Origin of the sequence: uncultured Pseudoteredinibacter sp., from assembly GCF_947502065.1 — a bacterium.
GTDB lineage: Bacteria > Pseudomonadota > Gammaproteobacteria > Pseudomonadales > Cellvibrionaceae > Pseudoteredinibacter.
In genome coordinates this window covers 103,215-119,534 of the sequence record NZ_CANMYE010000004.1, presented here as the reverse complement: position 1 = coordinate 119,534, position 16,320 = coordinate 103,215, and the positions used below count along the sequence as shown (strand labels likewise).

The following is a 16,320-nucleotide window of genomic DNA, read 5'->3' as shown; positions in this document are numbered from 1 at the left end:
CCGCCTAGCTACTTTAAAAATCCCTGTCATTGGCAGGGATTTTTTTTGCTTTTTATTTGGGTAGGCTGTTAGATGTTTGCTTTGCTTTGCTTTGCTTTGCTTTGCTTTGCTTTGCTAGATAGATTTATCAATTAAAATGGTAGTTGAAGCGTGTATACCAATAGCGCCCTTTTATGTCATAGGTTCGAGCGTCATGGTTATCGAGAAAGGCAGAGTCGAAGAAGGGGGGGCGTTGGTCAAATATATTATCTATACCAAGGCTGAGTCGTGTTTTTTTATTAAAGTCGTAGCTGAATTGAAGGTTCTGATTTAGCCAGCTGGCGGTCTTGCGAAGCTCCTGGCTGTCCATAAGGATTTCTTCAACTGGGCTTACATAGTGGATGTTGTAGTTAAGCTGCCAGCGAGATTTCTTATAGCGAATCCCGGTACTTACCTTCCACTTAGGTAGTGCGCCATTGCCTTCTGAGGCTTCATCCCTGAAGGAGCCTGCCAGGTTTTCGCTACTTTGTTCTGGGCTAATTTGCTCTTGGTACCGGTATATATGTGCTGCATTTAGGGAAAGATCAACATTGCCGCCAAGTATGGGAAGGGTACGATAGTGCAGTTGAATGTCTAGCCCGCCGATACTGCGCCGGCCAATGTTTAAATTGGGGGCGGTTACCTGGCGGAGATTGCCTGCGCTGTCACGTTCAATTAAATCTTGGAAGTGGGCGAATTGTGCATTTTGATTAATAATAAATTGGGCGCTTGAGTCGACGACATTGCGTTGGCTGATGTCGAAATAATCGACGCTGAGAAATAGCTTGGGAATTGCTTGGGGTGTCCATACAAACCCGATTGTGCTGGTGTCAGCCAGTTCGGCTTTTAATTGGGTGTTGCCCTTTTTTAAGGTTAGGAACTGGTTCAAGCTAGGGTCGGATGCCTGTTGGCAGCCTGGTAATGTGGCTACATTATCCGGGTTAGAGCAGGGGTCGTTTAAGGTTAAAAATGAAGCTGTGCGACCAGCGTGTAACTCATGCAGGCTTGGGGCTCTAAAGCCTTCGGCGTAGCTGGCCCGCAATAAAATATCGTTATTGGGTCGGTAGCGAATGCCAGTTTTGGGTGAGGTGTTTTTGCCAAAATCGCTAAATGAAGAGTGGCGAACTGCGAACTCCAAATCCAACATGCTCACCCATTTGCTGGGTTTCGCTAGGGGGACGAAGAGTTCTAGGAATGCTTCTTTTACCTGACGTTGGCCTGCGGTGTCTCCTAGGACGCTACCTCCAACAAAAAAACTTTCGCTATTTCGGGATAAAAATTTTGTTTTTTCAGTGCGATAACTAAATCCGCCTAAGGCTTGGCTTGCGCCCGCAGGGCTGATATTCAAGTTGCCGCTAAGGGTTGCAGAGAATTCATTGAGTTCTGCGAAGCCGGATGCTGAAGATTGTGTTTGAATATAATCGATCTGATCTTGCGAGATGTTTCCTGAGAATAAATCTAAGGGTACGCAACCATCGACATCGCTACCTTGGCACTGCGAACTGGGGCCAAGCGCTCTTTGTAAGCGGGCACCATCAAAAATTCCTGCCAGTGTTTCACTTGATTCGCTGCGGCTCCAGTTCCATTGCGCGGACCAATTTAGTTGTTGCCAGTTACCGTCGAGTTGAATATTACTGCGATAACTTTTTGAATCATCATTTTGTAAACGGGGGCCGGCTTCGAGTGCGCGATAGCGTGCATCGCTAATGTTTTCGCCAAAGGGGTTGTAAATATTATCCTTTGAGATAGTGGCATCTTCTTGGCTGAAAGCTGTGAAGATGGGGGTAGAAGCAAGCGTTGCTTCAGCTTGGCTGCGGGTGTAAGCAAGGTCAATAGCGAGCTCAAGTTGATCATCAAGCTGCCAATTTACAAAGCCGTAAATGGCATCTTGTGAAGATTCTGAAACGGCCGATGTTTGTTCGGAGAAATTATATAAATCTTCTGAGGTCACGGGCCTAAAGCTATCGAGCTCTTTATCGAAAGTTACAACACTGCCGTCACTTAATGTAAAGCGGCCGCCTGGTGTTGCGCTTGATCGGCTATCGCTACCGCCAAAGGGTCGGCCATCGGCACTGGCGGAAAGTTCTCGGTCACGGCTAAAAATGGGATCGCGCTGCTGATGTGAAAGTATCACTAAGGCATTGCCTTTATCAAAATCTTTGCCAATGCTCAGGTTGCTATTAAGGCTGCCTAGATCCCCGCGGCTGCTTTGACCGTAGTATTGATTGAAGCTGGCACCACTGTATTCCTTTTTAAGGTTTATATTTACTACGCCTGCAATTGCATCGGAACCGTATACCGCTGAGCCGCCGCCTTTAAGAATTTCAATTCGCTCAATGCTATCTGTCGAAATACTGTTTAAGTCAACGGCTTCGCCAGCAAATCCACTATTGGCGATTCGGTGTCCATTAATTAATACAAGGGTGTTGCTGGCGGGCAGTCCTCTTAAGGTAACGGTTGCAGTGCCATCACCGCCATTACCGATCGAGGTGGATGTGGAGTTGCCGGATACGGCGGGCATAAATTTTAGTAGTTCACCAACGGATTGGGCGCCGAGCTCAGCTATTTGAGGGGCCGAAATGATATCAACAGGAGCGCTGCCATTTAAGTCATGCCGCTTTAATCGACTACCGGTTAAAGGGCGGCCAATGACGGAAATTTCCTCCATCGGGCCATATTGAAAGGGCGCTTCATTGGGTTGCTCGGTTTTGCCGCTGGCCTTTAGGCGAATAACCTTTGGGTTTAAGGCTAAATGTTCAATACCGCTGTCTTTTAGTAGAGCTTTTAGCGCCTCATCAATATTGAACTGGCCTTTGATTGCAGGGCCTTGTTTGCCGTTTAGCAGCTGGGTTGGGAATACAATGCTGATATTTTGGCTCTTGCCTAACTGGATAAGGCTGCGGGCTAGGCTCTGCGCGGGAATGTCGAGGGTAATTGAGTTTTCTTGCTGGCTTTGCGCTTGGCGAGCAGGGGCCTCCGCGACTATTTCTAGCGGATAACTAGAAGCAATGCTGGCGGCAATAAGGGCGGGCCATTGCAGTGAAAGCTTGTGCAAATCTTGGTGCTCGTTATTCAGCGTTTGTGGACCATCACGGCTGTTATTTTGTCTAAATAAGCCAGTGGTGCCTTGTTATTTTGTATACAAAAGTAAGAACAATTGCACATTTATAACTGAATTGAGGCGATAGCTCAAATTTGTCGCGAAATATCGCTTAAGCTGGGGATGAGAGGAGCTATTTAATAAACAGGCGAGTCTTGCCATTGATACCTTCTTCTTGCTCGATAGAGAAGGTTTCGATAAGGGCAGAAAGGGTGGTATCCGGCTCATCCAGGCTGAAAGTGCCTGATACTTTTGAGTACTGCAGGCTTTCATCGCTGGTATCAACGGGTTGTTTTAGGTAGCGATTTAGCTCTTCAAGCGCCTGTTGCAGGTTGGTCTCTTGAAATACTAGGGTACGTTCACGCCAGTTAATATCTTGACTGTTCTGCTTAGGCATTACCAAGCCCAGACCGGTACGCTTGAATACGCTGATTTGCTGGCCTTGGTTTAGTACAGCTTTGTCTCCGGCGATCTGCTCGTGGCCGGTTTTTTCGCTTACTTTGACGCGGCCTTCGGTCACAATAATGTGGCTGTTATCGCTCTTTTTGCGGATGTTGAACTCTGTGCCCAGTACGCTAACGCTGGCATCACCAAGATCGACTTCTAGCTTGCGCTGATTATCGCTATTGATGTCAAAGTAGGCTTCACCTTGGTAAAGGGTGATATGACGTGCCTTATCATCGAAATGCACATCAATTTTGGAATTGGTGTTCAGTTCAATAACGGAGCCATCAGGAAGCTCAATTTGAGCAAACTCGCCAGCTTGAGTGCTGAAACTCTGCTGGTAGATATTGGCGTCTTTGTTTGATTGCCACAATATGGCCGCTACAGCGACTAATACGGTGGCCGCCATGGCACTAATATACTGCCATTGGCTTGTGCGATGATTTTGTTCAGGTTCATTGCTAACGTGGGCGCTGGCCTGCCAAGTATCTAATACTTGGTCGAAAGCGTTGGCGTGTAGGGGGTCACTTTCCAGCCAATTTGAAAACTCTTTTTTATCGGACAGGGCACAGCGATCAGAGCGTAGTCTGACTATCCAGTAAGCGGCTTGGTCAAGCAGCTTTTGGTTTAAAGTACCGTTGGTGGCACTGCTGTGTTCGGGGGTCACTGTCGTTCCTTGCAACATAAAACTTTCGTTTTTGGCTGAATGTCGCGTAACTGGTTCTAATTTTCAAATATCAAGGTGGAAAAGTTGGTAATTGTATCGCTGCACAAAATAAAATTTGGCATTCGTTTTTTTGTATTCCCAATTGTTCCGGTTTACACATAGCTTAGACGGTTAATATGACAGTTTCCGCATTATTAAATTCAAAAAAATTGAATTTTCTCGGTGAGTCGGATTAACGGTGAGACTAACGGCAGATTTGAAGGGAAGTTTAGTGCTTTAAAGCTTGGTGGCATTGTCGCAAAGCGAGCAAGATATACTTTTCAACAGAGCTAACTGAGACGCCCATTTCTTTGGCAATATCGCTGTAGGCTAAGCCCTTGGTGCGATGAAGTAAGAAGGCTTGACGGGCTTTAAAGGGCAGGTCAGAAATAGTTTCTTCAATCTGAACAAGCTCTTCTTTCGCTGATAGCAGCCTTTCTGGGGTGGCTTGATCAACATAGTTGCCAGAAGATTCTTCGATTTCCGGTGCGGTCGGGGTTTCGCTCTGCAGATAACCGCGATGTAGTTTGGCCCGGCGCAGCTGGTCGATGGCTAGGTTAGAGGCGGTTTGGTAAAGGTAGGCCCGAGGGTTGTCGAGTTTATCGAGGTTTTCGAGTTTTTGAATGCGCAAGAAGGCACCCTGAGCAATATCTTCAGCATCTTCGTGGTTGCGCGTTTTACGGGCAAGAAATCTAATCAAGCCCGGAGCATGTTCGTTAAACAACTGTTCCAGAATAGTCTTGTTTTTTTCTGGACACTTGCCTTCGGAGCTATTGCTTTTGTTGTTGTTACTCATTAATCCCTAGCAAACATAGGTCTTGAATAATAAGGATTGCTTGGCCGTACGCCAACTCAATCTGTACATTCTTTACTCTTATTCTTCCCGCTTTTGGCGGTGTTGGCCTGTTGTTTAAAATTTGCACTAAATGATGGAGGTTTGCGCATGTTTATTATTGGCCTATCGAGCCATCATAGCAAAAGCAAAGCTTAGGCTCTACAGCAGTTGGGCAGATTAGTGCTATTAATTAAGCTTTTAAATGTGGGCACTTTGAGGTGGGTCAAATCTTTGCAGATTGTCTAAAATTACAATAGTTATGGGCAGCTCTAGCTTGGGGTTTTGGGCAAAGCTTTGAACTTATCCTCTTGGAGTGGCCAGCATGTTACCATTCAGGCTAGCTCGTTATACTGAATATGCATGATTACTAATAATTGCGGCAGGCATTAGCTGGAACCGCATATCTAAAAATGAGTAGTACCTGTGATGAGTATTACCTTAAGCGTAGTGCTCAACGTGATATGTCTGATAAACGGAGTGTAATCCATGAAGAAATTAGCCCTAGTTGTTTTAGGTGCCACCATGTCTGTAGCGCCACTGGCCATGTCTGCTGATCCTGCAGCAGGTAAGGCAAAAGCCGCGGTTTGCGCCGCTTGCCACGGTGCCAATGGTATTAGCGCGATTCCTTTGTACCCTAATTTGGCGGGTCAAAAAGAACAGTATTTACTCAAGCAAATGAAAGACTTTAAATCTGGCAAGCGCCCAGATCCTGTTATGAAAGCACAAGCGGCATTGTTGTCGGATGCCGATATGGCAAATGTAGCCGCCTACTACGCTAGCTTGAAGTAAGCTTAATTGGCGGGTGTATACCCGCCACCTTTCTTTCCATTCTTTCTTTCTCTGTGTTTTCAAACACATTTTAATTCCCCTCTAGTGTTATTTCCCGCTAAGTCATCTATAGTCAGCTTTTGATGATAATTGATGTAAGGATTAGCGATGAAAACACGTGCAGCCGTGGCGTTTGCAGCAGGGCAAGACCTGCAAGTTGTGGATGTTGATTTACAGGGCCCGCAGGCCGGTGAAGTGTTGGTTGAAATTAAAGCAACAGGTGTCTGCCATACCGATGCCTTTACTTTATCTGGAGACGATCCTGAAGGTGCATTCCCAGCGATTTTAGGCCATGAAGGGGCTGGTGTTGTTGTTGATGTGGGTGCTGGTGTTACTAGCGTAAAACCAGGCGATCATGTTATTCCTTTGTACACCCCGGAGTGTCGTCAGTGTAAATTTTGTTTGCATCCTAAAACCAATCTCTGCCAATCCATTCGCGAAACTCAAGGTCAAGGCTTAATGCCTGATGGCAGCAGCCGTTTCTCTTTAGATGGCCAGCCTATTTTGCATTATATGGGTTGCTCTACTTTTTCTAATTATACTGTGTTGCCAGAAATCGCTGTGGCAAAAGTTCGTGAAGACGCACCTTTCGAGAAAATTTGTTATATCGGCTGTGGTGTTACCACAGGGGTTGGCGCAGTTGCTTTCGACGCGAAAGTAGAACCTGGTGCTAACGTCGTTGTGTTTGGTTTGGGTGGCATTGGATTGAATGTAATTCAAGGTGCCAAGATGGTAGGTGCCAATAAAATTATTGGTGTTGATCTTAACCCCGAGAAAGCAAAGTTAGCTGCTCAATTTGGCATGACGGATTTTATTAATCCGCGAGATGTAGAAAATGTGGTGGATCATATTATTCAGCTAACCGCTGGTGGTGCGGATTATTCCTTTGAGTGTATCGGTAATGTAAATACTATGCGCCAAGCTTTGGAGTGTTGCCATAAAGGTTGGGGTGAATCTTATATTATTGGTGTTGCTGGTGCTGGCCAGGAAATTTCAACGCGACCGTTCCAGTTAGTAACTGGCCGCTCTTGGAAGGGCACAGCTTTTGGTGGCGCTCGCGGTCGTACCGATGTACCTAAAATTGTTGATTGGTATATGGATGGCAAAATTAATATCGACGATATGATTACCCATACCATGCCGCTAGACGATATCAATAAAGCCTTTGATTTGATGCATAAAGGCGAAAGTATTCGTTCAGTTATTCTCTACTAAGGCGTTAGCGATATGGAATTGGTGAGTCAACAAATGAGTTTTGGCGGCGTGCAGCGCCAGTACAAACATAATTCTAGCTGCCTAGATTGCGATATGGTGTTTTCGGTGTATTTACCACCGCAAGCACAGAGCGAAGTGGTGCCGGTGGTTTTTTGGTTGTCGGGTTTAACCTGTACGGATGAAAACTTTGTTACCAAGGCAGGAGCGCAACGAGTGGCCGCTGAGCTGGGTATCGCTATTGTTTGCCCGGATACCAGCCCTCGTGGCGAGCAAGTGCCCGATGATCCAAGTGCAGCTTATGACTTTGGTTTAGGTGCAGGCTTTTATCTTAATGCCACTCAAGCGCCTTTTGATCAGCACTATAAAATGTACGATTATGTTGTACATGAGTTACCACGCTTATTAGTTGAATTGCCTTTAGATTTGAGCTGCACCTCAATTATGGGGCATTCAATGGGTGGCCATGGTGCATTAACCATCGCGCTTAAAAACCCAGAGCAATACCGCAGTGTTTCGGCCTTTGCGCCGATCTGTGCGCCTAGCCAGTGTCCTTGGGGGCATAAAGCTTTGGCGGGTTACTTGGGGGTCGATCAAACCGCCTGGCAAGAATATGATGCAACAGCCCTAATGTTAGAGCGCGGTTGGAAACTGCCCATCAAAATTGATCAAGGTGAAGCGGATAACTTTTTGCAGGAGCAGTTAAAGCCAGAATTATTTTTGGCGGCTGCAAAAGTAGAGGGGGTTGATGTGGAGTATGGCCTGCATGCAGGTTACGACCACAGCTACTTTTTTATCGCTAGTTTTATTGAAGAGCATCTACGCTTCCATTCTCGTTTTTTAAAGTAATTCAAAACTGGGGTCAGAACCCATGGGTTCTGACCCCTATCGAAGCCGAGTTCTCACAACTGGTAATTAATCTGAAGAAGTCTTGAGGCGAATGCTTTGCAAGTGATTGCTCTTGCTAACTCGATACTTTAGGTGAGGATTTAAAGCTAACGGCTTCGACGTGGGGTCGGAACCTATGAGGTTTCGACCCCGGCGGCGGGGCGCCCCCCCACTGCCGTTTATTTTGAAGTGGCGCGGCTTACCAGCAAGATACTGATAAATGAAAATACAAAGGCGGGGATTAATTCATATAGACCCCATAAATCCTGCTTAAACTGAGCCCAAATAATTACCGTTAAACCACCAACAATAACACCCGCTAAGGCGCCGTGTTTGTTCATGCCATTCCAGTACAGGCTCAACAAAATAGCCGGGCCTAAAGAGGCGCCTAGGCCAGCCCAAGCATAAGACACCACATCCAATACCTTGCTGTTTTTATCCATCGCCAAAAGAACCGCCAAGATAGACAAGCCCGCAACCGCATATTGCCCGATACGTAAACGCTGCTCTGGGCTTAGTGGCTCTTTTCGGATCACTGGATAGAGATCTTCAGCCAGCGCAGAAGAGCTAACCAGCAACTGGGAATCCACTGTACTCATAATTGCCGCTAAAATCGCAGCCAATAAGATACCGGCAACAAAAGGATGAAAGAGGGCACTAACCAAAGCCATAAAGATTTTTTCGCTATCATCAATCGGCGTGGCGAATTGCACATTACCAGCAAGGCCTATAAGAATAGCCCCGACAAAGATAAAGAAGGTCCACACTAACGCAATACGGGTGGCACTTTTTACCTGATCCGCTGAGGCGATAGCTTTAAAGCGAGCCAAAATATGAGGCTGACCAAAATACCCCAGGCCCCAACCCATTAAGCTAATAATGGCGATAGCGCTTAATGTTTCACCATTTTTATCAGTCCAGGGGTTCAGCATATGCGGGTTAATTTTATCGATCTCGGCAAAGAAGGGATCAATGCCGCCAGCATTGTTCATAACCGCGATAGGCACCATTAACAGTGCCGCAGACATCAGCAAGCCTTGGAATACATCCGTCCAGGAAACCGCCAAGAAACCACCAAACAAGGTATAAAAGATGACGATGGCGGTGCCCACAATAACGGCCCAGTAATAATCTAAGCCAAATACCGCTTCAAACAACTTGCCGCCTCCGATGAGTCCGGCTGCTACATAAAACAAGAAGAACAATAAAATAAAGATAGAGGCAATCGCCTGTAGAACGCGTCCGCTTGGATCAAACTTTTGCTGTAAATATTTTGGTAGCGTGACCACATCCAGCTCTTGGCTTGCTTGTCGCAATGGTTTGGCACACAGCATCCAGTTTGCTGCTACGCCTATTAATAGGCCAAGGGCGATCCAAAGATTATCCAGGCCAGATAGATAGGCAGCCCCTGGTAGCCCTAAGAGTACCCAGCCACTCATATCCGAGGCACCGGCACTGATTGCTGCAACAAAAGGCGATAGATTACGGCCGCCTAAGAAGTAATCGCTAGCATTGCGGGTTTTTAGCCAGGCGTAGATGCCTATGCCAAGTATAACGGCCAAATACAGCACGAAAGTGATAATGACTGCGGAGTTGAGTTCTAGCATAAGAATAGAGCTTTTATAGTTAGTGTGGGCTCTTTTTACTTGCCGAGCTGGCAAATGTCCAGCTTGGAAAACGGCTTCCTAAGATTCGTTGGGGGGCAGGCTTGATTTAAGGGCTTTATAAGCTCAGAGGGGGCTGTAGCGGCAAGATATAGGGTTTCATCAGCCAGAGGCAACAATCCTCTTGCAACTTAGTTATAATGGCGCCGATTTTCAAGGTATAGGGCCTAGACTAAGGCTTAGGCGCTGTACAGGTTTATTTTTTATAAAGGTCAGTAAGATGAGTGATGCTCCAAAACGCAACCGCCGTTTGCGTAAAAAATTGTACTTGGATGAGTTTGCTATCCAGGGTTTTGAGTTTGCTTGTGATGTTAAAGAGGCGTCTCAGGAAGAATACGATCAGTTCTTCGATGCGTTGGTTGAAGTGATTGGCTCTCGTGATTTGTACGTTAACTTGGGTGATTGTGATGGCCGTTTCTACGGTATTGTGACTTCTGGAGAGCGTTATGGCTCTGCAACTGAAGAAGATATCGCTGCGGTTAAGGCGGCATTAGACGCGCAGGCAATTGCAGAGAACGTAGAAGTAGGTGGTTTGATGGACGCCTTCTATGGCAAGCGTGAGCTAGCCTAATGATATCGGGGTCAGAAGCGATAGCTTCTGACCCCAACTCAAAGCCATCGACCTATAGATATTTATTTGGATTCTTTTCGAGATCTACTAGGTTTAAGCTTGGTGCTTTTGACGAGTTAGCCTGTGGCTTTAAGTGAAGCGGCTCCGATGTGGGGTCAGAACCATTGGGTTCTGACCCCGTTTCGGGGCCGTTTTTGTTTGTGCGGGTAGTTGGGCTTGTCGAGGTATGCGGTTTAGCTTGGTGTTAGTGTGAGAATTGCTTGGTAGTTTTGAGTGAGGCGGCTTCGATGTGGGGTCAGAACCCGTGGGTTCTGACTCCGTTTCGGGGCCGTTTTTGTTTGTGCGGGTGGTTGGGCTTGTCGAGGTATGCGATTTAGCTTGGTGTTACTGTGAGAATTGCTTGGTTGTTTTGAGTGAGGCGGCTTCGATGTGGGGTCAGAACCTTTGGGTTCTGACCCCGTTTCGGGGCCGTTTTTGTTTGTGTGGGTAGTTGGGCTTGTCGAGGTATGCGATTTAGCTTGGTGTTAGTGTGAGAATTGCTTGGTAGTTTTGAGTGAGGCGGCTTCGGTGTGGGGTCAGAACCCATGGGTTCTGACCCCGTTAGGCATTAGGAGAACAGGTTTTGATGCATCTGGCGCAGTTCTACTTTTCTGACTTTGCCAGTCCCTGTCATTGGTAGCGCTTCGGCGATAAAGACTTTCTTTGGCACTTCAAAGCCGCCTAGCTCCTGTTTACAGTGATTAATAATTGTTTCTTCATCCAATTCTTTCTCGCCACTTGGTACAACACAGGCGCACACGGCTTCGCCCCAGTGAGGATGAGGCACACCAAATGCGGCGGCCTGCATAATGCCGCCAAACGATAGCAATGACTGCTCCACCTTCATGGAAGATACATTCTCGCCACCGGATTTGATGGTGTCTTTTTTGCGATCCACAAACAGCAACTGGCCTTCTTTATCAATCAAACCTAAATCGCCACTGTGGTGCCAACCAAATTGGCTCGCTTCGGCTGAGGCTTCTGGGTTTTTATAGTAACCGCTCATGGCCTGAGCACCGCGCCAGACGATTTCGCCGATTTCGCCTTGTGGTACTTCATTGCCTTCATCATCGATAACGGCCTGCTCTACCGTCGCTACCGGCTTACCCCAGTAATTACCTTCACCAAATTCGGTAGGGCTTTTATCTAGGAACAAGCAAGCGGCTGGAGCAAATTCGGTTTGGCCGCTACCGAGATGCATTTTACAGCCGAATACATCACGTACTCTTTGCAAGCTCTTAGCATCCATTGGGGCCATGGCGTAAATGCCCAAATCAAATGAAGAGAGATCGCGTTCTTCCACGCCTGGGTAAGCGGTAAGAGCGTTCCACATCATTGGCAATAGTGTGGCGTTATCTACCTTGTCTTTTTCGATGGCATCCAAAGCGGCCGCTGGGTCAAAGCTGCTATGAATAACGATGCTGCCACGACGCAGCAGGGTTGGGAATGACATGGATAAGGCAGCACAGTGGAACAGCGGCAAGATGAGCAACATGCAGCCGCCTTCTTTTACCTCAAGTTCTAGTGCGCCGGTTAATGCAGCAATCATCAAAGCTAGGTGAGAAGTCTCAACGGCCTTGGGGCGAGATGTGGTGCCTGAGGTATAAATCATATGGGCGGTGTCGCGATCATTGATCACGCGATCAAGAATTTCCGCATCGCTTTGACCGTCAATCAAGGCCTCCATACTGCAATCGGCATCACCTTGCTCGGCACCGATTTGTACGCTTAAGCGGATCGCATCATTGCCTGCCATAGCTGGGCGAATGATATCGGCAAGAATATTTTCGTAAACCACGGCAACGGTTTCACTGTGCTCCAGGTTGTAACGAATATCATCGGCACCCTGCATAAAGTTAATGGGCACAACCACAACGCCAAGTTTATAGCAGGCAAAGTAGGTAACAACCATATCGCTGCGGTTACTGGAAACTAAGGCAAGCTTTTCACCTTGCTTAATGCCTTTAGCTATCAGGCCGTGGGCCATTTGGTTTACTCGGCTGTTAAGCTGAGCAAAGGTATATTCGCGTCGCTCACCACCTGGGAAATCAACTAGTGCCGGTTGATCGCCACTGTCACGGCTGCGGCGGCGTAGCATATCGCCCATGGCGACGCGTTCAATGATATTTTGGTTTAGGCTGCTGTCGGTCATCGCGTTTGGCTCCGTTATTATATGTATTTGTCTTTTCTAACTTTTCACAGTTCGAGCAACATCTGTTAAAAGCAAAAAGCCCGAGCGCCATTAAGCGCTCGGGTTTTGTTTTGTAGCCTGCAATAAAGTATTTAAGCGTCTACAAATAGATCCATAAATAGATCAGTACACTCAGGGTCATTTAAATATTTATTGAAATCTTCATAACCACGCTCGCGTAGAATATCTTCATCAATAATAGTTTCGCCACTTAGCTGCTTGCTGTCACTGATAAGAATTTCATAAGCGGCATCGGCCATAATCTCCGGTGTGCGAGATTTGGCAAGTAGACTGCCATCGATAGCAAACTCTACTGCCGCTGTTGCGATAGTGGTTTTGGGCCATAGACAGTTAGCCGCTACACCATCAGCGCGAAGCTCTTCGGCGATACCTAATGTCATTAGTGACATCGAGTATTTGGTCACGGTATAAGGAATATGCCCACCGAGCCAATGTTTGTTTAAATTAATCGGCGGCGACAAGGTAATAATGTGGCCGTTATCGGATTTCTTTAAATGCGGAATGGCGGCTTTTGAGCAAAGCAGGGTGCCGCGGGTATTAATGCTATGCATTAAATCGAAGCGCTTTGACTCGGTGGCTTGCACATTCGTTAGGTTGATCGCGCTAGCGTTATTGATTAGCGCATCGATACCGCCAAACTCAGCGACGGCTTTATCCATCGCTTCATTGATTAGGGCTTCGTCGCGTACATCAACTTTTAAAGCCAAAGCTTGGCCGCCAGCTGCACGCACTTCTTCGGCTACTGTATGGATAGTACCCGGAAGCTTTGGATGCGGCTCATCACTTTTTGCAGCGATGACAATATTGGCGCCATCTTTGGCAGCTCGTAAGGCGATCTCACGGCCAATGCCCCGGCTAGCGCCGGTGATAAAAATCGTTTTACCTTTTAGATTTGACATGGTGACCTTACTCCTTACTCTTCATTGGGCTGAACTTCAGCCAGTAATTGTTTGGATTTCACCTGATCGCCAGCCTGAACATTAATGCTGGTGATTACTCCATCGACATCAGCCTTCATTGGGTGTTCCATCTTCATGGCTTCCATCACCATGATTAAGTCACCTTTTTGAACACTGTCACCCACATTGGCTTTAATGTCGACGATGGCGCCATCCATTACCGCTTTAATTTGACCCGAGCCTGCTTGATCAGCACCTAGGGCCGGTAGGCGAGAGATATCTTCAAAATACAAATCACCATTGTCACTGGCCAAATATAAGTTACCGCTTTCTACCGCAAACCAGCAGCTTTGCTGCACGCCGTCACGGCTAAACAAGGCGCGGTTATCTTCGATACTGATGAGCTCTAGATTGTTAACAGTCGCGGCTTCTTGCTCGGCTTGTAGGATCACTACTTCACCGGCGATGGTGCTGCCACGGCTATTGCTGCGCAGGGTAACATCGGCAAGGTTTTCACCTTGGCGAAGCTTGTAATTGCCACTGTGATGCTCAAAGCTGCTCCAGTTTGAGCGGCTATCGTGCTGTGCACTATTGCTGGCCGATAAAATCATGCTGGCCAATGCCCAATCTTCGCTGGCCGCATTAAGAGCCTGCATGCTGGCATCTTCAGCGAAATGATCTGCCAAGAAAGCAGTGGTTGCACCGCCGGCTTTAAAGATATTGTTATCAATAACCTTGGCTAAGAAGTGGCGGTTGTTTTCAACACCAAACAATACGGAATCTTCTAGCATACGCTTTAGGCGGCGGGTGGCATCGGCGCGATCTTCGCCCCAAGCAATCATCTTAGCTAGCATTGGGTCATAATGAGGCGATACGGTTTGACCGTCAGCCAACATATGATCACAGCGCAGGCCATCGCCATCGGCTTGACGCCATAGGGCAACATCACCGGTTTGTGGCAAGAAGTTTTGACGCGGATCTTCAGCGTATAAGCGAACTTCCATGGCATGGCCATTCAGCTGAATCTCGTCTTGACTCTTCGGTAGTGTTTCACCAGCCGCTACTTTAATTTGCCAAGCTACCAAATCGGTGCCGGTAATTAATTCAGTAACCGGGTGCTCAACCTGCAAGCGTGTATTCATCTCTAGAAAGTAGAAGTTGCGCTCGTGGTCTACCAGGAACTCTACCGTACCGGCGCCAACATAATCACAAGCCTGTGCGGTGCGAACCGCCGCTTCACCCATGGCCTTACGCAATTCAGGCGTAACGAAAGGGGAGGGAGCTTCTTCCACCACCTTTTGGTGGCGACGCTGAATAGAGCAGTCACGCTCGCCTAGATAAACACAATTGCCGTGCTTATCAGCAAATACTTGGATTTCAATATGGCGTGGCTCAACAATGGCTTTTTCTAAAATAATTTCGCCATTACCAAAAGCGTTTTCCGCTTCAGAGCGAGCTGAGCCAATCAGCTCGCGCATTTCCGATTCGCTATGGGCGATACGCATACCGCGACCACCACCACCGGCGGTGGCTTTGATCATTACTGGGTAGCCAATTTCATTCGCTTCGCGAACCATGGTGTCGTCGCTTTGATCGCTGCCGCTGTAACCTGGAATACAAGGCACGCCAGCATCCAGCATAGCCAGTTTCGCTTGGCGCTTATTGCCCATCATGTCAATAGCTTTTACCGGTGGACCAATAAAGGTTACACCAGCGGCGCTACAGGCATCAGCAAACTCAGCGTTCTCTGACATAAAGCCATAGCCAGGGTGGACTGCATCAGCGCCGCTGCGCTTAACGGCATCCAATATGGCCGGCATATTTAAATAGGATTGGCCGACTTCAGCAGGACCAATGCAAACGGCTTTATCAGCCGCTTGAACGTGCAGGGCATTGGCATCGGCTTGTGAGTAGACAGCCACAGTGCGATAGCCCAAAGACTTGGCGGTGCGAATCACGCGGCAAGCAATCTCGCCGCGGTTGGCCACCAAGATAGTATTAATTGCGTTTTGTTCAGACATAATCTTCACTCTACGTGAGTTGTTCTTTACAGTGCTTCAATAAAAAGTTTGTCTATATACTTTTACTCAGCCCACTTTGGCTTGCGCTTTTCGACAAAAGCCATGGTGCCTTCCGGCCCTTCACCTTGGGTCACTGCATCACTAAATTTGCGGGCAGCATCGTCAAGTAGGGCTTCGTGGTCTTCTTTACCAACCCGTAATAACAAGGCTTTAGTAACGGCATTGGCTTCAGGTGCACACTGTTTAACTTGTTCAACAGCCGCTTTTATTTGGGCCTCAAAATCTGCATCATCCTGTGCAACACTGTGCACAATGCCTAGCTCTTTAGCCTCCTCGGCTTTGATGCGCACATTAAATAGCGCCAAACGGCGAGCTTGGGTTAAACCAATACGCGCTGCTACAAACGGAGCGATCTGTGCTGGCGGCAAACCCATGCTGGTTTCTGGCAGAGCAAAACGTGCACTTGGGTGGGCAATTCCCCAATCCGAAATACAAGCCAAGCCAAAGCCACCACCCATTACTGCGCCTTCTAGGGCGGTAATTAATACTTGGGGAATTTGATTAGCCAGGGTGATCATTTTTCCGAAGTGACGATTCAATTTGAAAAAGGCATCGGGATCGCCAGCTGCAGCGGCTTCGCCCGCACCCGACATATCCTTCAAATCACCGCCGGCACAAAAATGACCTTCAGCGCCACGAAATACCACGGCGCGAATATCGCGACGTGGTTTAAGGGCTTCAAATACCGCCATCATTTCCGACACCATGCTTAAGGTCATGGCGTTGCGGCGTTCTGGGCGGTTAATGGTCATGTATAAAACATGATCTTGCTGCTCAACAATCAGTTCTTTGCACTGTGGTAGTTCAGTACTCATGTTCGTCT

At 47.5% G+C, this 16,320-nt stretch carries 12 protein-coding genes; 4 read left to right on the top strand and 8 right to left on the bottom strand.

The features are described 5' to 3' along the window. Positions 1 to 127: 127 nt before the first annotated feature. The 3 genes from Q1A41_RS12120 to Q1A41_RS12110 all read right to left on the bottom strand — a co-directional run bounded on the left by Q1A41_RS12120 (position 128) and on the right by Q1A41_RS12110 (position 5,064). On the bottom strand, positions 128 to 3,073 hold the full coding sequence (locus tag Q1A41_RS12120; RefSeq protein WP_299979173.1) for a TonB-dependent receptor: 2,946 nt from the start codon (positions 3,071 to 3,073) through the stop codon (positions 128 to 130). A gap of 178 nt (positions 3,074 to 3,251) precedes the next feature. Beyond that, on the bottom strand, positions 3,252 to 4,229 hold the full coding sequence (locus Q1A41_RS12115; RefSeq protein ID WP_299979170.1) for a FecR domain-containing protein: 978 nt from the start codon (positions 4,227 to 4,229) through the stop codon (positions 3,252 to 3,254). Positions 4,230 to 4,497: 268 nt separating this feature from the next. Next, positions 4,498 to 5,064, bottom strand: a complete 567-nt coding sequence (locus Q1A41_RS12110; protein ID WP_299979167.1) for an RNA polymerase sigma factor — start codon at positions 5,062 to 5,064, stop codon at positions 4,498 to 4,500. Positions 5,065 to 5,589: 525 nt separating this feature from the next. Between Q1A41_RS12110 and Q1A41_RS12105 the strand changes: the two genes are divergently transcribed. From Q1A41_RS12105 to fghA, 3 genes are all read left to right on the top strand, one after another. Next, a complete protein-coding gene (locus Q1A41_RS12105; protein ID WP_299979164.1) occupies positions 5,590 to 5,892 on the top strand; it encodes a cytochrome c in 303 nt (100 codons plus the stop codon). 147 nt (positions 5,893 to 6,039) lie between these two features. After that, positions 6,040 to 7,146, top strand: a complete 1,107-nt coding sequence (locus tag Q1A41_RS12100) for an S-(hydroxymethyl)glutathione dehydrogenase/class III alcohol dehydrogenase (protein WP_299979161.1) — start codon at positions 6,040 to 6,042, stop codon at positions 7,144 to 7,146. A 12-nt stretch (positions 7,147 to 7,158) separates the two neighbouring features. Continuing rightward, a complete protein-coding gene (fghA, locus tag Q1A41_RS12095; protein WP_299979160.1) occupies positions 7,159 to 7,992 on the top strand; it encodes an S-formylglutathione hydrolase in 834 nt (277 codons plus the stop codon). A 218-nt stretch (positions 7,993 to 8,210) separates the two neighbouring features. Here the strand turns inward: fghA and putP are convergent, their stop codons facing one another. After that, positions 8,211 to 9,638 (bottom strand): sodium/proline symporter PutP, encoded by a 1,428-nt coding sequence (putP, locus tag Q1A41_RS12090; RefSeq protein ID WP_299979156.1) that lies wholly within the window; start codon positions 9,636 to 9,638, stop codon positions 8,211 to 8,213. 277 nt (positions 9,639 to 9,915) lie between these two features. On the opposite strand from putP, the gene Q1A41_RS12085 reads away from it, so the two are divergent. Further along, entirely contained in the window at positions 9,916 to 10,266 is a 351-nt protein-coding gene (locus Q1A41_RS12085; protein ID WP_299979153.1) for a 50S ribosome-binding protein YggL, read from the top strand. A 607-nt stretch (positions 10,267 to 10,873) separates the two neighbouring features. Here Q1A41_RS12085 and Q1A41_RS12080 read toward each other — a convergent pair. The 4 genes from Q1A41_RS12080 to Q1A41_RS12065 all read right to left on the bottom strand — a co-directional run bounded on the left by Q1A41_RS12080 (position 10,874) and on the right by Q1A41_RS12065 (position 16,312). Beyond that, positions 10,874 to 12,457 (bottom strand): AMP-binding protein, encoded by a 1,584-nt coding sequence (locus tag Q1A41_RS12080; protein WP_299979150.1) that lies wholly within the window; start codon positions 12,455 to 12,457, stop codon positions 10,874 to 10,876. A gap of 131 nt (positions 12,458 to 12,588) precedes the next feature. Next, positions 12,589 to 13,416, bottom strand: coding sequence for an NAD(P)-dependent oxidoreductase (locus tag Q1A41_RS12075; RefSeq protein ID WP_299979147.1), 828 nt, complete (start codon positions 13,414 to 13,416; stop codon positions 12,589 to 12,591). 14 nt (positions 13,417 to 13,430) lie between these two features. After that, positions 13,431 to 15,437 (bottom strand): acetyl/propionyl/methylcrotonyl-CoA carboxylase subunit alpha, encoded by a 2,007-nt coding sequence (locus Q1A41_RS12070; protein ID WP_299979145.1) that lies wholly within the window; start codon positions 15,435 to 15,437, stop codon positions 13,431 to 13,433. A gap of 62 nt (positions 15,438 to 15,499) precedes the next feature. Beyond that, positions 15,500 to 16,312 carry an enoyl-CoA hydratase-related protein gene (locus Q1A41_RS12065; RefSeq protein WP_299979142.1) on the bottom strand — a complete coding sequence of 271 codons (813 nt, stop codon included), beginning with the start codon at positions 16,310 to 16,312 and terminating at the stop codon, positions 15,500 to 15,502. Positions 16,313 to 16,320: the final 8 nt, after the last annotated feature.